This is a genomic window from Vibrio sp. 10N.222.55.A1 (genome assembly GCF_041473835.1).
In the GTDB taxonomy this organism is placed as follows: domain Bacteria; phylum Pseudomonadota; class Gammaproteobacteria; order Enterobacterales; family Vibrionaceae; genus Vibrio; species Vibrio crassostreae_C.
Genome location: NZ_JBFRSX010000067.1, coordinates 65,829 through 86,487 on the forward strand (window position 1 = coordinate 65,829; position 20,659 = coordinate 86,487).

Annotated in this window: 16 protein-coding genes and 1 pseudogene; 8 read left to right on the forward strand and 9 right to left on the reverse strand. The window is 43.8% G+C overall.

The window, feature by feature from the left end; all coding sequences use genetic code 11:
* Nucleotides 1-12: 12 nt before the first annotated feature.
* On the reverse strand, nt 13-933 hold the full coding sequence (locus AB4493_RS18765; RefSeq protein ID WP_017066065.1) for an HDOD domain-containing protein: 921 nt from the start codon (nt 931-933) through the stop codon (nt 13-15).
* Between the two features lie 357 nt (nt 934-1,290).
* Between AB4493_RS18765 and AB4493_RS18770 the strand changes: the two genes are divergently transcribed.
* Entirely contained in the window at nt 1,291-1,872 is a 582-nt protein-coding gene (locus tag AB4493_RS18770; protein ID WP_017060401.1) for a TfoX/Sxy family DNA transformation protein, read from the forward strand.
* Nucleotides 1,873-2,021: 149 nt separating this feature from the next.
* On the opposite strand, the gene AB4493_RS18775 is transcribed toward AB4493_RS18770, so the two are convergent.
* The 3 genes from AB4493_RS18775 to AB4493_RS18785 all read right to left on the reverse strand — a co-directional run bounded on the left by AB4493_RS18775 (nt 2,022) and on the right by AB4493_RS18785 (nt 5,284).
* The gene (locus tag AB4493_RS18775; RefSeq protein WP_017065409.1) at nt 2,022-2,564 is read right to left on the reverse strand and encodes a hypothetical protein; all 543 of its coding nucleotides are present in this window, start codon (nt 2,562-2,564) and stop codon (nt 2,022-2,024) included.
* A 286-nt stretch (nt 2,565-2,850) separates the two neighbouring features.
* The gene (locus AB4493_RS18780) at nt 2,851-3,348 is read right to left on the reverse strand and encodes a response regulator (protein WP_017068761.1); all 498 of its coding nucleotides are present in this window, start codon (nt 3,346-3,348) and stop codon (nt 2,851-2,853) included.
* Complete coding sequence (locus AB4493_RS18785; RefSeq protein WP_017060404.1) at nt 3,341-5,284, reverse strand: ATP-binding protein; 1,944 nt, start codon at nt 5,282-5,284, stop codon at nt 3,341-3,343. The genes AB4493_RS18780 and AB4493_RS18785 overlap by 8 nt, the downstream gene beginning before the upstream one ends.
* Nucleotides 5,285-5,467: 183 nt before the next feature.
* Between AB4493_RS18785 and AB4493_RS18790 the strand changes: the two genes are divergently transcribed.
* The 4 genes and pseudogenes from AB4493_RS18790 (at nt 5,468) to AB4493_RS18805 (ending at nt 11,400) form a co-directional block, all read left to right on the forward strand.
* Entirely contained in the window at nt 5,468-6,730 is a 1,263-nt protein-coding gene (locus AB4493_RS18790; RefSeq protein ID WP_017060405.1) for a DUF945 family protein, read from the forward strand.
* A 163-nt stretch (nt 6,731-6,893) separates the two neighbouring features.
* Nucleotides 6,894-7,988, forward strand: a complete 1,095-nt coding sequence (gene serC / locus AB4493_RS18795; RefSeq protein ID WP_017065411.1) for a 3-phosphoserine/phosphohydroxythreonine transaminase — start codon at nt 6,894-6,896, stop codon at nt 7,986-7,988.
* Between the two features lie 351 nt (nt 7,989-8,339).
* Nucleotides 8,340-9,490, forward strand: a pseudogene (locus AB4493_RS18800) (extracellular solute-binding protein).
* A 20-nt stretch (nt 9,491-9,510) separates the two neighbouring features.
* Entirely contained in the window at nt 9,511-11,400 is a 1,890-nt protein-coding gene (locus AB4493_RS18805; protein WP_372155607.1) for a GGDEF domain-containing protein, read from the forward strand.
* 211 nt (nt 11,401-11,611) lie between these two features.
* On the opposite strand, the gene AB4493_RS18810 is transcribed toward AB4493_RS18805, so the two are convergent.
* Complete coding sequence (locus tag AB4493_RS18810) at nt 11,612-12,328, reverse strand: 3'-5' exonuclease (protein ID WP_017060409.1); 717 nt, start codon at nt 12,326-12,328, stop codon at nt 11,612-11,614.
* 5 nt (nt 12,329-12,333) lie between these two features.
* Complete coding sequence (locus AB4493_RS18815; RefSeq protein ID WP_017066062.1) at nt 12,334-14,223, reverse strand: DUF294 nucleotidyltransferase-like domain-containing protein; 1,890 nt, start codon at nt 14,221-14,223, stop codon at nt 12,334-12,336.
* Between the two features lie 150 nt (nt 14,224-14,373).
* Between AB4493_RS18815 and AB4493_RS18820 the strand changes: the two genes are divergently transcribed.
* Nucleotides 14,374-15,015: an outer membrane beta-barrel protein gene (locus AB4493_RS18820; protein WP_017068768.1), complete on the forward strand. Its 642-nt coding sequence runs from the start codon at nt 14,374-14,376 to the stop codon at nt 15,013-15,015.
* Between the two features lie 124 nt (nt 15,016-15,139).
* Here the strand turns inward: AB4493_RS18820 and AB4493_RS18825 are convergent, their stop codons facing one another.
* The 3 genes from AB4493_RS18825 to AB4493_RS18835 form a co-directional block, all read right to left on the reverse strand.
* The gene (locus AB4493_RS18825) at nt 15,140-16,330 is read right to left on the reverse strand and encodes an amino acid aminotransferase (protein ID WP_017065416.1); all 1,191 of its coding nucleotides are present in this window, start codon (nt 16,328-16,330) and stop codon (nt 15,140-15,142) included.
* Between the two features lie 202 nt (nt 16,331-16,532).
* Nucleotides 16,533-18,074 (reverse strand): HD-GYP domain-containing protein, encoded by a 1,542-nt coding sequence (locus AB4493_RS18830; protein WP_136974827.1) that lies wholly within the window; start codon nt 18,072-18,074, stop codon nt 16,533-16,535.
* A gap of 250 nt (nt 18,075-18,324) precedes the next feature.
* Nucleotides 18,325-18,624: a hypothetical protein gene (locus tag AB4493_RS18835; RefSeq protein WP_017060414.1), complete on the reverse strand. Its 300-nt coding sequence runs from the start codon at nt 18,622-18,624 to the stop codon at nt 18,325-18,327.
* A gap of 218 nt (nt 18,625-18,842) precedes the next feature.
* Here AB4493_RS18835 and AB4493_RS18840 point away from each other — a divergent pair, with 218 nt between their 5' ends.
* Both AB4493_RS18840 and AB4493_RS18845 read left to right on the forward strand, forming a co-directional pair.
* On the forward strand, nt 18,843-20,246 hold the full coding sequence (locus AB4493_RS18840) for a PLP-dependent aminotransferase family protein (protein ID WP_017065418.1): 1,404 nt from the start codon (nt 18,843-18,845) through the stop codon (nt 20,244-20,246).
* A 127-nt stretch (nt 20,247-20,373) separates the two neighbouring features.
* Nucleotides 20,374-20,580, forward strand: a complete 207-nt coding sequence (locus AB4493_RS18845; RefSeq protein WP_004734707.1) for a hypothetical protein — start codon at nt 20,374-20,376, stop codon at nt 20,578-20,580.
* The last annotated feature ends 79 nt before the right edge of the window (nt 20,581-20,659 follow it).

A 20,659-nucleotide genomic window follows, 5' to 3' on the forward strand; every position in this document is an offset into this window, starting at 1 on the left:
TTTAACAGTGACTTAGAAGCCGCTAGTATTGATCACGTCGCTTAGCTTTGCATTAAAATCATGCTTGCTCAAGTTGCTTAATTTATAAAGCACCTCTGCACCTGTCACGTTAAGTTCAACTTCGTGATCATCGATGTTCTCATCCTTGTTTCTGAACATCAGCAGGTGGTTAGCGATTCGAGCGATATCTAAGTAAGAGACTTCACGCTGTTCGTGGTTATTGATGGTATTGCTGCACACATCAATAAAGTCGCTGTCGAAGCCCCAACGGTTAAGCACCAATTTACTGGTAGCAGAACATTGGCCTTGGAAGATTTGTAGAGCGATGTCGTGATCTAGGTAATTGCCATTTTCGAGGTAGAGGTGGTATTCGCTAACCAAACAGAACAAACCAATATCAGCCAGTAATCCAACAAGCAGCGATTTTTCATGCTCAAGGTAACGGTATTCAGTAGGGGAGAGCTCTTTGAAGCTGTTGGTAACAAGCACCATAGTAGCGCCCAGCTCTTTTGATACAGAAGCGCTCTGAACCAATACCTTATTACATTCTTTACTGAGGTTGACTGAGTGTTTGAGTTGCTCAATAGCCTGAGCCGTCACGATGTCACGTACTCTTAATATGCCAAGGCGCGACACCGCCGTCATAATATCAACACAAGTAATATTACGTCGGTTAAAGACGACAGAGTTAGCCACACGAATGACAATAGCAGCGAGGCCTGGGTCTTCGAGTAAGCACTCGGCAACGTCAGCAATCCCAGTTGATTCAAGGGTACAAAGCGATTGAATCTTCAGTACAACGTTAGGGATAGGAGGAAGTGTTATTTTTCCCGCTGAGATAGAATGTCCAACAAGTTGGGCAAACTCTGATTCTAGACCCTTTAAGAGAAGAGTCTTATTTTGAGGTAGCCAGAAAAACGATAAATGATTCATATAAAAAGTAAAAACAGGTCTGTCCTGCCATTTTACAAGCCACGATGCTGCGAGGCAATACTCACCCGTCTACATAACCTTTAATAATTTGAACCGGTGTATCACTAGGTGTCCAAATTCAAGCATGGTTTGATAGTTTACTGTGAAGTCAATCATGAAAAACCGGAATACTCAATTGATTGATGTGAACTAAGTCCAGACTTATTTTTCTTTTCGAAGTATGATTTATTTAAAGGTGAAAAACGAAACCATAATATTCACCTATAGAATAACAAAATAGATTTAAAATTTCCGCATAACAAGCTGCTTGTCTGGTGATCAACCTAATCGGGGTAATTTGATTAAGGATCAACGGATATGACCGAGACAGCATTTATTAATTACGTGAATCAATTTGGTGAGCATCAAAAACGTTCTATGTTCGGAGGTATTGGCCTCTTTCAAAATGACGCTATGTTCGCTTTATTGAGTGAAGGTTGTTTATTCATTAGAGGTGGAAAATCATTAGATAAAAAACTGACCGATCTTGATTGTGAAAAGTATCGTCATGTAAAGAAGCAGACAACAGCAACCGTAAACTATTACGACATTACGGATCTGTTTACCTGTGAACATCCTGAATTGGATAGTATTATTCGTACTTCAATCGATAATTCAATTCAGCAGCGTAGCTTCAAGAAGTCATCAGCTAGCCGTAGATTAAGAGATCTACCAAACATGCAGCTTACGTTAGAGCGCATGGTTAAAAAGGCGGGTGTGGATGATGTTTCAATGTTTATGCAGTTGGGCGCACCTGAAGTGTTTAATAAGGTTCGCGAAGCGTACGGAAACGATGTTGACCTAAAACTACTTTGGAAATTTGCGGGTGCAATTGATGGTATTCACTGGAAACTATTACAAGAGCCACGCAAGCAGCAATTACTGAAGAGCTGCCACTAAAGAAGTTTGCCTTATATGCTTAAGATTACTGTCAATAAAAAAAACCGAGGAATGTCCTCGGTTTTTTTGTTTCTGTCTTAGTCGGATTTCTTAAAAGACTAAGTATCAAAAGGCTAAGTGCTCGTTAAGAGCTAGCTTGGCTTTAAGTATTAGTACTTGAAGCGAGCAGTGAACATAAGTTGGTCACCGTAGAAGTCGTTAATACGAGCTTCAGCGCCTAGAGAGAAAAGCTCTGTAGAGTGGAAACGCGCGTAAACAGAACCTGTCCAATCATCGTTGTCATCGATAGAAACGTAACCACCTTTACCACCAACTTCTAGTTGTGGACCAAGCCATTGGCGAACACCAATGTTGATTTCCATACCGATATCAGTAGAGCTTGAGTTCTCAGGTTGAACGATACGAGCTAGCATTTCACCTGTTAGGTCTGCCCAGTTGTTTAATGGAGCGTGGAAACCAAGACCTACAGCTGAGTCGTAATCGCTTTCAAATTCTGAATCGATACGTGCTATAGCGTGAGCGTTCGGGTGAATGGACTTACTGAACGCACCACCAAATGTTACTGGGCTAGCACCGATACGTGCTTCAAAGTAATCATAGTTAAAGTTGCTCATTACCTGTGGTTGTTCATCAACAGCTAGTGCTTGACCAGAAGCCAATAGCATAGCGGTAGTAAGTAGAATTTTGCGCATAACGACCGTAAACCTATATTAGTGTTAATTCCTTTGGTTTGAGACAAATCGGCAAACCATAAACATTGAGACAGTTTAATCTAACTCACGGAAAAGTAATCCTTTAAAATGTAAAACCTTACTCATTTAGTTAAAAAACAAGCAAATTAAGGATCAGTATGTAACGGAGATCTCATGTTTATGGCGAATGAGAAAAATAGACGAGCGAATTATCCAAAATTTGTATACATTTGGAAGGTTTTTATATCGGATGACGCTATTCTCAGTATCCATTAACCAATCAGTGCTATTCACCAAAACTGGTGCGTTTATCCGCCATTGAAGTCAGTATGCGCTCGGTATCTAAGATGGAAGTCCAGTTTAGCAATTGCTTGTCGTTGGCAATGACATAGTCAGTCAATTGTTGAGTAATCGTGTCTCTCAGTTGATCGCCTTGCCAAGGTTTTGAAATATAGAAATCAAGTGCAGCGTTGTTAATGGCCGTGACGGTATCTTCCAGCCCTGCTTGCCCTGTGAGCAGCAGCTTACGTGTTGGTTTAGTAGCGTCGTGTTGATTGAGTTCGATCAGAAAATCGATGCCGGTCTTTTCTGGCATGATGTGGTCGCACAAGATTAACGCGAGCTTAATACCATCTTGTCCCATTTCTTTGATTACTTGCTTGGCTTCACCGACCGACTCTGCACCTTCAACCAGAAAGTTCTCTTCAAATATCGCCAAGTCCTGAAGGACACTATTGAGAACTTCAGGTTCATCATCGACACATAAAATTAGGTACTTATTCATGAGGTGCTCCTTCTTGTTTGAATGGAAGCCACACTTGCATGTTTGTATGGCTGCCTACCTCTGACTCCACCAAAATAAACCCTTGATGAGCCGAAACGATTTGTTGAGAAATGGATAACCCAATCCCTAAACCAAAGTTGCCTTCTTTTTTAGTCGTGAAATTTGGGTTGAAAATGGTGTTGATGTCTTCTTTGGCAATGCCGTGGCCAGTATCGGAGATTTGCACCACAAGAAACGCGTCGTCGCCTTTTGTCTGTTGAGAAGTGGTGATGGTCACTTTTCCTCGTTCAGATAGGGCATCGAGCGCATTGGAGATAAGGTTGGTCCACACTTGTTGCAGCGAGAGCGACTGGCACAATAAAGGCGGTAAGTCGGTATCGTAATGCTTTTCGAGTTGGTGGTGTTTAAGCCTGTTTTCGAAGATCACTAAGGTATCTTCAAGCCCTTCGTGGATATCTGTGTAGTGGCGAACTTCTTCATCTTCTCTAGCATAGCTTTTTAAGCTTTTGACCATATCGGCAATACGCTTGCTGCACACTTGAATTGAGCGGATAGAGTTTCCAACATAATGGTAATGCTCTAAGTCATTGAGCAGCTCTTTGCCTGCGACAGGGGACGCCTTTAATGTGTTTAGAACCGTAGAGTCTTGGCTTAGGTTTAGTCTCACGGCTTTTTTTGCTAAAGCACGGTCATTAATCGTCGACGTAAGATGCTTTACGAGCTGTCTTTCTTGGGCTGTTGATAGTGGCTTAGCTAACTTTGAATGTGCCAGTACGTCAGTCCCTTTATTGGACTCTGGAACGGATAGGTTTGCCAATATTTGGTCGAGATGGTCTGACAGAGTTTCGATGCTTCTTAATATGGCAGCAATCGGGTTATTCAGCTCATGTGCGACTCCCGCGACTAGCTGCCCGAGCATCGCCATTTTCTCTTTCTCGATCAGTTGTTGATGTGCAGACTCTAATGATTCTAGTGTCTGCTGCAGTTTGATCTTATTGGTGATGCTGCGTTGCAAACGTCGATTAAAATGACGGAGCAATAGATTGGTAAATAAAGGCAGCAGGGTATTGTTTGAATGCATCACCTGAGCAAAGCTATCTTTATCCAGTTTGATAACGCGAGTCTGCGTTAGGGTGATCGCCGTAGAAAACGAAGGCTCGCCTGTTACAAATGACATCCCGCCAACAATGTTCCCTTTGGAGTGACGTACCACTTCCCGCTGTTGCCCAAGTTCATCTTTCTTATAAAGAGCTGCTTCACCCTCAATGATCAGCCATAAAAAGCGATTGTCTTCGCCTTCCACAGTGAGTAGATGCTCGGGGGAATAGTCACGAATGGCCTTAGTTTTGTCATCTTTTGAAAACACATCTTGTAAGGCACTGACGACACGTTCTGCAAGGGCATTATCAGAAAGCTGGTGGTAGTCGTGAATGAAACCCGATTGGAAAGAGTGAATCTTTTGCTCAATGTGCGCTCTGAGTAAGCGCTGTTGATCCAATGCATCACTGTAAGAGAGCAGGTTTTCTGAGTCGTATTGGATAACAAAAGAGGTCAGCTCTTTTTGCGCTGATTTGAACAGAACCTGATCTTGAACCGGTTTGGTTAAACAGTGGTTGAGCCTACCTTCATTCACAGCGGTTAAAATGGATTGAATGTCTGACGAAGCGCTGACTAATATCGTTCTTGCGGTATTACTATGGGGCAGCTGTTGAAGTTCAATCAGGAATTGCACGCCATTAAATTCAGAATGATGATGAGTGATCACCAAGGCAACGGTTTGGTTGTGATCATGAATATCTTCTAATGCGTGATGTGCGTCTTCTATGTTCTCGGCAGTATAAATATCGAATACAGAAGCCAACGGAGCCAGCTCCGAACGTATTCTTTCAATGCTAACCGGATTATTGTCCAAACAGATAACAGCGTATTGATTCACAGCTCAACCTTAATAGTAGCGACGTCTTTAGCCTAGCAAGAACCGCCGAATAAGGATGAGAGCTAGCCGTTAATTTATTGAGGCAATCGAAGTATCGAGCAATAGACTGATTTAACTCAATGTTTCTTGTTTGCTACTGATGGGTTAGACTAAAAAAAATAGACACGTGTAGAAAGAGAACTCATGGAACAGTTAAGAAAAATTGGTGCTATTGGCGGAGCAATCTCACTGGCACTTTGTTGGCCGCTAGCGGTTGGGCAAATTGGACAAAATGCGATTACCGATGGCGTTGCAAAGCTTAACAATTCAAGCATTCAAGCTGAGATCGTGGAATACGATAGAGGTTACTTGTCTTCCAACGTAACCACTCGTTTAACTGTGACGGATGAAAACCTGAAAGAGCAACTTGCGATTGATGGGTTGCCGAGTGAGTTTGTCATAAATAGTGCGGTTAGCCATGGTTTGGTGAGTCTAAATGCACTGTCGACGTTTGAGAATACCGATATTCTGCCTTTAACTCTGACCACTAGTACTGAGCTAAACGGCAACACTGACTTTAACTTTGAGTTAAGCCAGTTCAATCACCAAGGTTCTGATGAGAATGGGACTTCGGTCTCGATCACTAAATCGAATCTTTCTGGCCATGCGACTGTTTTAGGCCAAGTTGATTACGAGCTTTCAATCCCTTCAGTTCAAATTGATTTTGAAACCGGTGAAGAGGTAACGCTGTCTAATCTGAAAGGTGTGGGTTCAGGCCAACAAGCGAAAGGCTACTGGTTAGGTACTCAGAATTTTACTATCGATAGCTTCTTGGTTTCAGATTCTGCAATGCAGCCTTTCATGACCATTGAAAATTCTAAGTACGATTTTGAATCACATCTAGATGAAGCAACTAAGCGTCTGCGCAGCAACCTCAAGCTGGATATCGCAAACATCGAGACCAGTGAAGGCCAGTTGAACAACCTAAACGTCGATTTTGAAATGTCGAAGTTGGATAGCGAGTCGTTTGAGAAAATCTTTGAGATTTACCAATCTAATCCTGTGATGACGCAAGAAGACGTTGCAGAGATCATTCCATTTATCGATATCCTGTTTGCTAAAGGTTTCGACCTTTCAATGAACAACATGTCGTTAGAGTTAGGTAAGGGACAGTTCGAATCTAAGTGGTTGGTGAGCGTGCCGGAAGGGACCGAAAACATCAGCAGCAACCCTTCGATGATCATGCCTGCATTAACGGGCAACGTTCACTCTAGCTTCTCAAATGAACTTGTTGAAGAGTATCCATTCATCCGTGAAGGTATCGATGAATTGCTTGTGATGGAAATGATCAAGGAAACAGACAGTGGTTATGAAATCAGCGCTGACTTAGAAAATGGAAACCTAGTGTTCGAAAATGGACAAGAAATTCCATTAATCGCTCTACTTATGCCGGTTTTTGTTCAATAAACAGAGCAGGCGTGAATACTGATAGGGTGATTTAGCAGGTTAAGCTTAAACATTTTATACGGTACAAAACAAAAGAGGTCTTAAGACCTCTTTTGTTGTTTTTATGTTGGGTAAAACATGGTATTACTTGCATAGTTATTATTTAGCAGGAGCAATCATCCCCATGGAACTTACATTAGATAACGTATTCAACTTCAGTGCTGGCCCAGCTGCACTGCCTAAACCGGTAATGAAACAAGCGCAAGCGGACTTTATTGATTGGAATGGTTTAGGGACTTCCGTGATGGAAATCAGCCATCGCAGCAAGGAATTTATTCAAGTTGCTGACGAGTCCGAACAGGACCTACGTGATCTTCTGAACATCCCAGACAACTACAAAGTTCTTTTCTGTCAGGGGGGCGCTCGTGCTCAATTCGCTGCTGTTCCTCTAAACCTTTTAGGTGATGCGACGAAAGCGACTTACATTGATGCGGGTTACTGGGCAGAAAGTGCAGTGACTGAAGCGAGCAAATATTGCGAAATCGATGTATTCAACGCGAAGACGTCAATTGATGGTAAAGCAGCGGTTGTTCCAGCTAAAGATTGGAAAATTGACCCGGAAGCTGCGTATGTACATTTCTGTCCGAATGAAACCATCGATGGTATTGAAATCAGCGAGCTTCCTCAAACGGATAAGCCAATCGTAGCGGATATGTCATCTAACATTTTGTCTCGTAAGATTGATGTGTCTCAGTACGGTGTTATCTACGCGGGCGCGCAAAAGAATATCGGCCCTGCGGGTATCTGCATTGCAATCGTACGTGATGATCTACTCGAACTCGCAAACGACGTGTTGCCGAGTATTCTGAACTACAAAGTACTTGCTGAAAAAGACTCAATGTTCAACACACCACCAACGTACGCTTGGTACCTATCAGGCCTTGTGTTCAAGTGGCTGAAAGCTCAAGGTGGCGTTGAAGCGATGGAGTTGGTGAACAAAGAGAAAGCAGCGCTGCTTTACGATGCAATCGATAGCTCAGCTTTCTACAAAAACGATGTTCACACTGCAAACCGTTCTAGAATGAACGTGCCGTTCCAACTGGCGAAACCTGAGTTAGATGGCAAGTTCCTAGAATTGGCTGATGCTGCAGGTCTGAAATCACTGAAAGGGCATAGAGCAGTAGGTGGAATGAGAGCTTCACTTTACAACGCAATGTCTCTGGAAGGCGTTCAAGCGCTGGTTAGCTTCATGAAAGATTTCGAAGAGAAATACGCTTAATCGATGATAGGGCTTTGACTGATAAATTGCTTATTTGATTTTTATTGTGTCGAATGCACCGAACGAGATAGATGCCGCTTTTGCGGCATTTTTTTTGTCGTTAATAATAAAGGGTATGGTATGTTGATTTATTGTAAGAACAGTCATCCAGAGATATGACGGATGTATCAGAATGAGCAGACCTTTCTCTTAAAGCGAGAGTATCAACTGTTATTTAGGCACTTTTTACTATATAACGTGTCGCCCAAAGCTAGGTCTCTAATCATGAGCAGTGAGCGATAAGCCGCATCGCCCGGTTTATTGATGGGCGATTAAAATCCAACGTCTAATTTTTACCACAAGGAACCAAGTGTGAGGTTATTGAGTCTATTTGCGATGCTATTTCCGGCCGTTGCTTGTTCGTCCACACTTGAAATATGGGCTGGTATTAATTATGAAACGGCCGATTATGTAAAAGAACATATCGAAGCGATGACTGATCATCGTGTAGAAATTCGTTCGTTTGACGTCAACAGTATTCGTTCTGAACTGCTTGTTGCTGATCCTAGAGACAATACCTTTCCCGACGCCATCTGGGTTCCTTCTGACTTCTTAGGTCTAACTGAATATATCAATTTAGCGACGCTTCCTGATGCTTGGGTCGATACCCAACGCTATGAGAAAAAAGCGCTTGATGCAGTGGTCATCAACGGTGAGCTTAAGGCGTTACCGGTTGGTATTGGAAACCAAGTCGTTCTGTATTCGAGCAAGCCTCAAGCGCAAGTCGTGACATGGGAGAGCCTAATTGAACGCTCTGCTCAGTCCGATCAAGTGAGCGTGCTTTTTCCCAATCCAAACATGTACTTCTATCTAGCTTTCTATCAGCTTTTTTCTGAAGACTTATTATCGTCGAAGAATGTTAATGGTGAAGGGTTAGTTGCTATCTTTGATTTCATCGACATGTTGCAGCAGAAAAAAGTCATCGAATCATCGTGCAGCGATATTTGCGCGAGGCAGAGGTTCATCAATGGGGAAGTCGAGTTTTTGATTGACGGTGATTGGGCGTTCAGCGAACTCGATGCCGCCTTTGGTCGAGATTTGTACATCAATTCGTTGCCGACCTATCGTGGTGAAAGTATGTCTTCATTTAGTGGCGCAAAGGTTTTTGCTGTCACGGAAAAAGGCATGCAAAACCCAGATAAGAAATTGGCTTTGAAAGAAGTCGTTCAATACCTGCAATCAAACAGTTTCACCTATTTAGCTCACTCGAGTGCCATGGTTTCGCCGTTTTATGAGGTTAATCAACGCCGTGTTGAGGAAGGTAACCAGACACTTTCAAATATGTACGATGAGTTTCAAGCATCGCAAATGATGTCGAGTGACTACAAGATGGCGATCGTTTGGGAGGCATCGGCTCGGGCGTATCAGCGTTACAAGTCAGGGATGCCAAAGAGTGAACTGCATAAGTTTTACAATGATTTTGTTCAAAATATTACTCGGCGAATATGAGGGTAAGAGATTGAAGCTATCATTAAAATACACCATGGGCTTGGTGTTGCTGGCTTGCTCAATGCTTCCTGTTTACCTAGCGGGACAGTTGATTCTCAATAAACAAAACCAAAGTTCTTTAGAGCAAAAAGAAACCAAGTTGGACAACTCTACGACCGGTATTCGTCAAACCGTACAAGAGCAAATTAAGCTGACGGCGAGCCTAACTCAATGGTATTCGCATGACCGATCATTGATTAAAGCGGGTGGTAATATCTTTTTCTCGAGTGTTGTTTGGGACAAGATGGATAGCTTCAATGCGCTAGCGGAGAGTGTGTCCGCGACTTATATTCTGGACCAAAACTGGAAGCCCATTTATGACAGCAAAGGCAGCTTGTACCATTTTGAGCAGAGCCAGTTATTAGAAAGCTTGAAGCGTCCTCAATCGGTTTATGGGCAAGGGAAATTGTTCCACACCGAGTTTACCGAAACTGAAGTGGCGGATAATGCCGCTACAGGTATCGCTTTTGTCGCGCCGATTTTACCTTATCGTTTGATAGAAGGTTCTACATACACGCCGCAGGGTTATCTTGTGGTTCTTATGGGGTATGACAGACTTAAGACTAAAGTGACGCCTTTCCTTTATCAAAATGAGTCGGTTGAGTTTAACTATATTGATTCAACGGATGCTCAATCTTCTGAACAAAGTGCGAACATTATCTCTATCGACAGCACATTCTTTACCGACAAATTGGTACTGAACGTCAAACATCATATTTCCGACAGTGAGCGTTTATTAGAGATGCAACAAGCTCAGGTGGTCTTTGTCAGAATATTGGTGGCGACGCTTGCCATCGCGATTGTGTTTGCTCTGTTCCTAAGCCGCTGGTTCTCAGGGCAGTTAAACCTGTTGGCTGAATCTGTTACGTCGTATTCGCATAACCAGTCACCGACTCATAGTGTGGATGAACATCGTTTTACAGAGTTCGTCACGCTGAGTCGTTTATTGGAAACCTTGTGGGGTCGCATACAATATCAAGTCCGTGAGCTTACCGAAAGTAACGATAAACTCGAAAGATTTAATGTTCAGCTAGAGGACTTAGTCGAAGAGAAAACCAGCAAGTTAACTAATTCGCTCGCGCGTGAAGAATCCCAGAAGCATCGTATTTTGAAGATCGTTCAGTTTGCATCATCAAGACACGCGGCTGAATATCGGTTGATTCCTCAAATGGTCGATCAAGAGTTAAAGACATTACTTGTTCAACATTCGATTCAGTTTCATTTTAACCGGACTGGCGAGGCTGACCTGATACTCTGTGACTCACAGGGGACGGCGATCGGGTATTTTTGTTCAAGTTCATTTGATGTCCTCAGTGAAGAAGATCTTCTGATTTTTGACATGTACCAAAAACAGTTAGCTGGTTGGCTAGAGCTCGAAAATATTACACGGATTAACATGCCGACTGGCTGTTTGAATCGTAAAGCTTTTAATGAAGATCTCGAATTCAGTAAACGCAGCATTAACGACAATCAAAATCAGATTTCTTTGATCATTATTGATATCAATGGCTTGAAAACGACCAATGATGTTCATGGGCATGAGATCGGGGATGAGCTGATACAGCGCTGCATAGACGTAATCAGCCACGAATTGACACCTGCCAGTAATCTATACCGTTTGGGTGGAGATGAATTTGCGGTGCTTACCTTAACGTCTGGTGAGTCGAGTTCGCTCAATGTCGCAAAGATGACTGAGCAGTTGTACATTGCTCAGGAGCAACAGGCAATCGAGACTAAAGCGGGTACCTCTATTCCTGTCAGATTCTCGATTGGTGCAGCCTCTAGTGATTCAACAGACGTTGAGCAATTGTTCTCAGTCGCTGATGAGAATATGTATCAGCAAAAGCGTCTTTATTACCAAACGTTGTCTGTGGTTGGGAAGTAATAATGCCAATCACGCTGACAAATAGCGATCACGATTTTCGACGTCCATTAGAGCGGAACTGCTGCGGTGTGACGTTATAATATGTTTAAACGCTTATGGGAAATGCGCTTAGTCGGGCCAACCGTTGCTTAAACACAGACGATAAAAATGAAAAAGCCCACCAATGGAAAGTTGATGGGCTTTGTGTTTGTATTTAGCTTACGTAACTCAGCTAGAGCCAGAAACTCTTCAGAGGCATCTCAGAGTCAAAGTGATGAGCAATTTGCGCTTGGAGTAGCTCAGCGGTCGCAATAGCGTCAGTTAATGCATGATGCGGCGTGTAGTCGGGCAGATGGTATCGACGACGACTCTGACCCAGTCTCACTGAAGCTGGCTTCTTACCTTTCAGCTTGTTCCACAAGCCGCCAGCCAGTTTATTTTGGATCTGAGATTCAATCTCCAGCGTGTCGAGGACTGGGAACTCAATGCCTTCACCGAGTCGCACTTTCAATGCATTGTCCAAAAAGTCACGTTCGATACGACGATAGTGAACCACAGGGATATGTCCCGCCATTGATTCTAAGATCTCGCCCAACACTTCGCTAAGGTCTGGCGCATCAATGATGTCATTGTGAGTGATGCCATGAATCACGACAGACTCTTCTTCAAGTTTCTGTTTTGGTCTTAGAGTCCAGTGTTTGGCTTGTCGCAAGTAGATGCGATTGAGCGTAAATGGCACTAAACCAATGGTAATGATGCCGTCTTTGTTTGGGTTTAACCCCGTTGTCTCAAAGTCGACAGCCAAAAACATCACTTCTGAAAGTGGCGTATCAGGCGCAGGAAGAGGCTGGCTATAAAAGTGCTTTAAGCGCTCGTCTCTCGCTCGTTCAAGCTTCTGAGCAAACTTAAATGGCCAATCGACCGCAGGTGATCTGAATAGTTTGTTCATAGGCCCTACTTAAACTTGTTGCTGGCTTGATAACGGAACTTAAGGAAGTTTTGCGCATTACTTAATATTTGGAATGCATCCTTTAGGTTACGTCGTTCGAAGTCAGACAGGTTCTCTGGCTCGATGTTGTTATCAGGCTCGATGTTGTTGTCGACATCGTGTGCTTGGTGGCGAATACGAACCAGAGAGATAAACTCCATCGCATCTTTCAAATCTTGAGCTCGGCCTTTTGGCAGAATACCGGCGTCAATAATGTCATCTAAGCGTTCGAACGAGTTCTTAGAGCGAGACGCTACCGCGAGCGAGTGAACACGAATCAAATCGGCGAGTGGCGCAGTACCACGACGCTTAAGGTTGATAGAGTTGTTGTGACGGCCATCTTTCTCCATCACGAAATCTTTGAAGAAGCCGAGCGGAGGTGTACGGTTGAGTGCGTTACGTGCAAGGCACGCCAAGAAGCGATTGTTCTTACGTGCGCGTCGAACAATAAAGCTGTTCAATTGCTCGGCCCATTTCAGACGACCATAAACGCCATCTAAGTCGAAGAAGATTGAAGCATTTAACAGTGCTTTCGGGTTTGGATCATCAATCCAATCGGCAAAGCACTCTTCCCATTGTCGACGAGTCATACGCCACGTTGGGTTAGTCGCCATGATATCGCCAGTACAATACACATAGCCACACTGATCTAAGCCATCACAAATAAAGGTCGACAGCTCCTCAAAGTATTTACCGTGCTTTTTCTCGTCGTAGGTATCATCAAGAATGATTGCGTTATCTTGGTCGGTAACCAGCAGCTGCTCATCACGCCCCATAGAGCCCAGTGCGAGGAAACAGTAAGGAATAGGCGACTTGCCCAATTTCTCTTCGCCCAGTTCGATAATTCGCTGCTTAAAGCTACGACCAATTACCGACATTGCAGTACCCACCATGTGGGCGTTGGCATCTTCGTTAACTAAGCGCACAAAGCTGTCTTTTACTTGCTCGGAAAGCACCTTCAGATCTTCGATACTTTGTTGCTGGAAGATACTACTTACCAATAATAGCGAGTTTTGAGACTCATAACGAACAATATCGGTCGCTTCGATAATACCAATCGGCTTCTTATCTTTAAGCACTGGTAAATGATGCACGTTATAGCGAAGCATGGTCATCATAGCTTCGTATACGTAAGCATTGTGATCGAGAGAGATAACCTCAGGTGTCATTACGCTAGAGACTTCATCCGATGGGTCAAGCCCTTCAGCTAAAACGCGAGTACATAAATCTCGGTCGGTGATGATGCCAATCACGGGTGTTGAGTCATCTTCATCATCTTCAACGATTTCTGGATCAATGATCAGCAGGGAAGAGACATTGTCTTCGGCCATCATCGTCGCGGCTTGTTGTATCGTACGAGTCTTCTCGATCATCGGCGCTTCGCTAGTCAGTAGCGTTTTTACCTTGGATGTCGTGAGATCGTTGGCATCGTTATTACTTGAGTTTGCTTGGCGAAGACGGGCGTTGTCTTCTACTTCTACGAAATCTGCAAAGGAGTCGTAGTTGTCGTAGAGCTCTTGGAAAATTGGCTCAGGAATGCAGTAGAGAAGAGTATCTTCGGTCGCTTTTACTGGGAAACGAACCTTGTTGTTGGTCAGTAGACCCATTTGCCCGAACAAGTGGCCTTCATCAAGGCGGTTATAGAGTTCGCCTTTACGACGGTAGACTTCGACTTCGCCACTTCGAACGATGTATAAGTCATGAATTTGATCACCAAAGTGAATGATAGGGGTATCTTGGCGGTAATAAGAAATTTCCACGCTACTGGTCACTTTCGCCAACATCTCCTCAGGGAGTTCTGTGAAAGGGGGGTATTGTGCCAGAAAGTTTTGAATCTCTAATAACTCAGCATCCATAATGATCATCCATTGGTTTGTATGATTTCATGGTACAACATTTGATAATATTTTGCCGTCACAAATCAATCTGTGAGCTAAAACCTTTTTAAAGTCTTATGGATAGACTAACCTTTCAATTAATGGAGTGACAGTTTAAGGATGATAGGAATGTCGAAGTGGAAGCTTAGTTTTGTATCTGCGGTTTTTATGTTTTCTCCAAGTTTGTGGGCGGACACTAACGCGGTGGATATTTTAGATTACGACCATATTTATGCCACGGCGCATTCGGGCAGTTTAAATGAAGATGCAGGCAGTAATAATAACGCCTCGTCGTATGGATTAGGCGTCAGTTACGCGATGACGGATGATTGGTTGTTGCTGGGAGACTACAGCGCACGCTTTATTCACCCTGATGACACCACAACTCGAATTGATACGCTGATGCCAGGTGTTGGTTACCGTTACAGCATTAAGAAAGATTTAGATATAGTGGCTTACTACCTGCTTGGTATCACAAAAGGTAAGGTTGAAGATAATGACACCAACCGAACTGAATCTTCAGACACTGAGTTCATCCAAGGGGTAAAAGCTGAGCTTAACTATGGCTTTGCGAAACGTTGGATAGCTAACGGGAGTGTGCAAGTGAATCGAAGTGACCTGTTTGATGAAGAGGTCTATCACTTAGGTTTACGTTATCTAGTGACCAATAAGTTTGCGATTGGTGGGTCATATCAACATCGAGATGGTGAAGGTAAAATTCGTAGCGAGCGTACTCACGAGCTAGGAGTGGAATTTTTCCTAGAGTATTAGCCAGTAACGAAAAGGCTAAGTGCACTAATAGCTCTTATATACAAAGAGACAGACACAAAAAAGCCAGCTTAATTGCTGGCTTTTACACATCTATTGGTCTGCAAATACAGGTTTCGCTTTTCGATTAAAGAACCGCAGCGATACCTTTACATAGAGGACCCATGTTTGACTTAGTCATACCAGCAACGCTGATACGGCCAGAACCAACAATGTAGATTGCGAATTCGTCTTTTAGGCGAGTTACTTGCTCTTTGCTTAGACCTGAGAACGAGAACATGCCGTTTTGACGTTCGATGAATGTGAAGTCTGCATCAACACCTTCTGATTTCAGTGTCGTTACGAATAGTTCACGCATCTCTTGGATACGGTCACGCATTTCTGCCACTTCTGCTTCCCATTCAGCACGTAGATCAGCATCACCAAGGATGTGAGTAACGACAGCACTGCCGTGGGCTGGTGGGTTAGAGTAGATAGAGCGGATAATGCTCTTAACTTGAGAGAATGCTGTCGTTGCTACGTCTGCTGATTCAGCAACCAGAGTGAATGCACCAACACGCTCGTTGTACAAGCCGAAGTTCTTAGAGAACGAGCTAGCAACAAGGATCTCTTTGTTGTATTGAGCAAAAATACGTAGGCCAGCAGCATCTTCTTCAACGCCTTTTGCAAAACCTTGGTAAGCAAAATCGAATAGAGGAAGCAGTTTCTTCTCAGCAACCAGTTTAGCAAGAACTTCCCACTCTTCAGTTGTTGGGTCGATACCTGTTGGGTTGTGACAGCAGCCGTGAAGAAGAACGATATCGCCTTCAGAAGCTTTCTCTAGGTCAGCAACCATGCCAGCGAAGTCTTTGTCTTTAGTTTCAGCGTTGTAGTAGCTGTATTGAGCAGTTTCGATACCCGCAGCTGCGAAAACGCCGTTGTGGTTAGCCCAAGTTGGGTTACTGATCCAGATTTTCACTTCGCCCAGTTGGCGCTTGATGAATTCACCCGCTACGCGAAGTGCACCTGTACCACCTGGAGCTTGTGCTGTTTTAGCGCGTTGAGATGCAACGATCTCTGCGTCTGAACCGAAAAGAAGTTTCTGAACCGCTAGACCGTATTCAGCTGTACCTTCAATCGTTAGGTAAGATTTGGTTTTTTCGTTTTCAAGAAGTGCAGCTTCTGCTTTCTTTACTGTTTTAAGTACTGGTGTTTGACCATCTTCATTTTTGTAGATGCCAACGCCAAGGTTGATTTTCTCTGCACGAGAGTCTTTTTTAAACTCTTCAGTAAGGCCGAGGATAGGATCGGCGGGAGCAGCTAACACTTTTTCAAACATAATCTTCATCCATGTCAATTGAGAGGGGATAGTATCTATGGGTAGTTATACCTGTATGGAATTTTTAAGACAATACGAAGTGAACAGAAAGACCAAAAAAAATCCATTTCAATCAGATTTATTGACTAAAGAGGATATTTGATAACAAAACGCTCTACGGATTAACCTATAGGGTGCAAGAAGTTAGTGGATTTTGAATAGATTACGCTGGTTGAGCAATAAAGCTTTCGCGCTCGAGTTCACTCGCTACATTTTTGCCATCTTTGTAGGTCGCAGCAATTGAAACAAACGCTTGTTCGACGACCAGAAAAGCTTGGACAACTTGCGGATCAAAATGCGTCCCATTGCCCTCTAAGATGATCTGTTTAGCTTGTTCATGAGTAAAGGGTGGCTTGTAGACTCGCTTCGAGATGAGCGCATCATAAACATCAGCTAATGCCATTAAACGGCCAGATAACGGGATATCTTCACCAGACAACTGATTAGGATAACCACTGCCATTCCATTTCTCGTGGTGAGTCAGAGATATCTCCTTTGCGACTCTTAAGAAAGAGCTACTTCCCAACTGCTTTTCTGCAATAGATAACGCTTCAGCCCCAATCGCGGGGTGACCTTTCATTATCTCAAACTCTTCGTCCGTCAATTTGCCCGGCTTCAATAACACACTATCAGGAACACCTACTTTGCCCACGTCGTGCAAAGGCGCAGATTTGTAGAGCAACTCGATGTAGTTTGGAGTTAACAAGCTTGAGTGGGTTTCTGATTTGCTGAGCTCTTGTGCGAGCACCTTGACGTACTCTTGAGTTCTTAGGATATGTGCGCCCGTTTCATTGTCTCGAGATTCAGCCAATGCCGATAAGCTCACAATGGCCACGTCACGTGTGGTTTTGACTTCGTTTTGCGCGGTTTCAAGGCTATCAAGCATGGTATTGGTCATAGATGCCATTGAGCCAAGCTCGTTGTAGCCGAAAATAGGTAAGCGAACGCCTTGCTCGCCATTGGTGACTTTGTTTAATGCGTGCTCTTGGCTTAGGAGAATACGCTTAATTAGCTTGCTCCAAAGCGTCATGATGGTTATCGCGTAGCCACCCAGTACCACAGCCAAATAAATAAACTCTTTGATCACGCTGATCTTGCCGGTGCCATCCAATAAGCGGTCAGGGTTATGTTCTAACCAGAAGATGTCTTTGACAGCAATCATCGTCAACATAGTCGTCAGTGTTACCAGAAGCACGATAACCAAGCCTATCATCTGCTTGACCAGTGAACTTCTTTCACCAACCAGTTGGAAGTCGAATTGTCCAGTCGTCTCCATTTTATCCATTTGGCTGAGCTTGGCATTCAATTGAAGAATGGTTCCGGTAAAGAAGCCGAATAGACTCATGCCAAACAGCACCTTCAAATTACTATCTATGGTGAATTCATAGCTTAAGTTGTAGTAGAGCGCGAAAGGCACACTTGCAGCAAAAAATAGCAGGGTATCGAGTTGCGCGAATCGGCCTTGCTTGACCAAGGTATGTTGCGCCAATGGGTAACGACGTGCGAGCCATAATAAGATAAACACAATACTGACTTGTGTGAAAATCTCTAACGTCGTTAAGCTATCGAGCATAGGGCACACCCGACTGCCATAGGTGCCAAACAGCACGCCAGCAATGACGTATAACTTAGTCGTTAGCGATTGATTGTAATTTGAAGTATCCATCGGTAAGCCTTTGTTCTCATTCTTATTAGATTTACGCATTCATTGATTCACGACTTTAGAATTGCGAATAATTAGCATAACTGACGTGAATAAGACCGAAAATTCTATCGATAGCTTTCGTGGATTGATACAAGAAACTGGTTTGTGTTAGAGATTTGTTAGCTAGGTGGGGGTTATTGCAGCATTTTTATGAAGATACTTGAATAGCCCCGGTCGAGGGTCGAGGCTATTCAGTCTGTGTATTGGGTTAGAATCGCGCGTGATTGAGTTCGCTATCTACTTTAACCCGTTACTTTTTGAGATTGATTTCAGCTTCGATTGAGCCGGTTTCAATCTCAGGGTGAGACGCTAGTTTGTCTGCAGCCCATTGGTTGATGTGTTTCAGAATAGCAGACACCGCGTGTTTTTCCGTTGGTGCTTGGTCTTGTTCGACATCGATCTTTTGCTTTGGATGTGAGCCTGTCGCATCTTCAGCAATATGGAGCCAATCTGGGTGCCAGTAATATGGCTGACCGCTCGGTGTTGTCCAACTGTGAACACCGTTTGACTCTCCTTTATAACTTAATTGGTCTGCTTCTATTTTTTTCATTGTTATCTCGCATGTTTTTGGGTTACATCAAATTATTGAGGTAGAAAGCCAACTTAGCTCCTACCTTGGGTACAAACTTAGCAAAGCTTACAAAGTTATCTGTGAACCAATTCACACTATTGTGGAAATTAGGTGCGATCATATGGATAGCAGCAATAGTTGTTGGCGTAAGTGATAAAATCACCGGCTCACAGAATTTCTCTAGGTAGTACAATTAGATGGCGCGTTATGAAGAGCTTGCAAAGGATATTCGAACTCAGATAGCCAACAATACGTGGCGATCCGGAGAGAAGATCCCTTCGGTACGCATGAGTTGTCGAAATTACAACGTCAGCAATAGTACTGTCTTACAAGCCTACCAGTTGCTAGAAAGCGAAGGGTGGATCATCGCTAAACCTCAGTCGGGCTACTTTGTAGCGCCAAGGCTGGACGGCGTTGACTACGCACAGCCACTCGTTAGTGAAAAGAAAGCCATTAATGACCGCTTATTTGATTTCTTGAAGTCGAGTTCAGCCGAAGGTGTGATTCCTTTCGGCTCTGCATTCCCAGATCCCGACCTCTTCCCGTTACCTACCTTGACTCGAAACCTTGCCAGCGCGGGTAGGAAGATGACTGGCGCGAGTGTGATAAATAATTTACCACCGGGCAGTGAGTCCTTGAGAAGGCAAATCGCACAGCGTTATCTGCAGCAAGGGATTACGGTTAATCATCAAGACATCGTGATTACGTCGGGTGCTATGGAAGCGCTCAACTTGAGCCTGCAAACGGTCACCAAGTCGGGTGATAACGTCGTGATTGAGTCTCCCGCCTTCTATGGTGCTCTGCAGGCTGTCGAGAGGCTCGGGCTTAACCCTATCGAAGTGGACGTTTGCCCAATCAATGGGTTGAATATAGAGCAGTTTGAAAACGCGCTACAAAACCAAGATGTTAAAGCGTGTTGGCTGATGACGACTTTTCAAAACCCAACGGGAACCAGTTTGTCGGAACAGGCAAAGCGCCGTGTGGTAGAGATTGCAGAACAGCATGGAACCTACATTATTGAAGATGACGTGTATGGCGATCTTTATTACGAAGGGCATAAGCCGAAGCCACTAAAGGCCTTCGATAAGACCGATTCCGTCTTGCTTTGTGGGTCGTATTCAAAAAGTTTGTGTCCTGGTTATCGAGTAGGGTGGGTTGTGAACACGCGTTTTAACGACGCGATTCAAAAGTTACAGCTTCTTTCTACGTTATCGAGTAGCGCTCCTGTTCAACTTGGTGTCGCTCATTTCTTAACGCATGAAAGCTACGACAATCACCTTCGTAAACTGCGTAAAAACCTTGTCGTCAGGAAAGAGCGATTTATCGATGTCATTAAGCAGTACTTTCCGCATTCAATAGAGATTGAAGAGCCGGCTGGTGGTTACTTGATATGGATTCGCTTTTCTGAAAAATTCGACAGCCAACAGTTTCATCAACTGGCTATCGAACAAGGTATTAGCGTTGCATCTGGCGATCTGTTTAGTGAGCATGGCAGAGTGGATAACGCGATACGATTGAACTTCTCTTATGAACTGACAGAAGAGAAAGAACAGGCGCTCATCTGGCTTGGCAAACTGGCACATCAACTTACGCACTCGTAAAACCTTAAGTCCCTCATAAAAAAGACAATCATTCCAACTGTACGGGTTGTTTGTGGGGTAACTGTACGCCTAATTGACCAAAGAGTTGTGATTCAATAACGGTAGACCAAATATTGGAGATACCGTTATGTTGAAAATGACTATGGGAAATGAAGTTAAGCTGATTATTGTCGCTATTGTGTGTGCGCTTCTGCTTATTCTCGGCCACGTACTGCTGGCAAAAGCATTCGCTGATATGGCGTGGGCGGAATACACCACTGCCGCGATCCCATTCGTTATGATGGCAATTTGCGGTCTTGCAATAAAATACGCTATCGACCAAGATGTGGATTAGCTTTTGAAATAATGAGTCTCAGATAGTGGCACGCAGAAGCATCTGGACTCGTTTTATTCCGAACATAAAAAAACCTCCG

What these genes read in the sequence shown, in the direction of transcription:
- AB4493_RS18765 (WP_017066065.1), bottom strand. Translation starts at nt 933, where the DNA reads ATGAATCATTTATCGTTTTTCTGGCTACCTCAAAATAAGACTCTTCTC.
- AB4493_RS18770 (WP_017060401.1), top strand. Translation starts at nt 1,291, where the DNA reads ATGACCGAGACAGCATTTATTAATTACGTGAATCAATTTGGTGAGCAT.
- AB4493_RS18775 (WP_017065409.1), bottom strand. Translation starts at nt 2,564, where the DNA reads ATGCGCAAAATTCTACTTACTACCGCTATGCTATTGGCTTCTGGTCAA.
- AB4493_RS18780 (WP_017068761.1), bottom strand. Translation starts at nt 3,348, where the DNA reads ATGAATAAGTACCTAATTTTATGTGTCGATGATGAACCTGAAGTTCTC.
- AB4493_RS18790 (WP_017060405.1), top strand. Translation starts at nt 5,468, where the DNA reads ATGGAACAGTTAAGAAAAATTGGTGCTATTGGCGGAGCAATCTCACTG.
- serC (WP_017065411.1), top strand. Translation starts at nt 6,894, where the DNA reads ATGGAACTTACATTAGATAACGTATTCAACTTCAGTGCTGGCCCAGCT.
- AB4493_RS18805 (WP_372155607.1), top strand. Translation starts at nt 9,511, where the DNA reads ATGGGCTTGGTGTTGCTGGCTTGCTCAATGCTTCCTGTTTACCTAGCG.
- AB4493_RS18810 (WP_017060409.1), bottom strand. Translation starts at nt 12,328, where the DNA reads ATGAACAAACTATTCAGATCACCTGCGGTCGATTGGCCATTTAAGTTT.
- AB4493_RS18815 (WP_017066062.1), bottom strand. Translation starts at nt 14,223, where the DNA reads ATGGATGCTGAGTTATTAGAGATTCAAAACTTTCTGGCACAATACCCC.
- AB4493_RS18820 (WP_017068768.1), top strand. Translation starts at nt 14,374, where the DNA reads ATGTCGAAGTGGAAGCTTAGTTTTGTATCTGCGGTTTTTATGTTTTCT.
- AB4493_RS18825 (WP_017065416.1), bottom strand. Translation starts at nt 16,330, where the DNA reads ATGTTTGAAAAAGTGTTAGCTGCTCCCGCCGATCCTATCCTCGGCCTT.
- AB4493_RS18830 (WP_136974827.1), bottom strand. Translation starts at nt 18,074, where the DNA reads ATGCGTAAATCTAATAAGAATGAGAACAAAGGCTTACCGATGGATACT.
- AB4493_RS18835 (WP_017060414.1), bottom strand. Translation starts at nt 18,624, where the DNA reads ATGAAAAAAATAGAAGCAGACCAATTAAGTTATAAAGGAGAGTCAAAC.
- AB4493_RS18840 (WP_017065418.1), top strand. Translation starts at nt 18,843, where the DNA reads ATGGCGCGTTATGAAGAGCTTGCAAAGGATATTCGAACTCAGATAGCC.
- AB4493_RS18845 (WP_004734707.1), top strand. Translation starts at nt 20,374, where the DNA reads ATGTTGAAAATGACTATGGGAAATGAAGTTAAGCTGATTATTGTCGCT.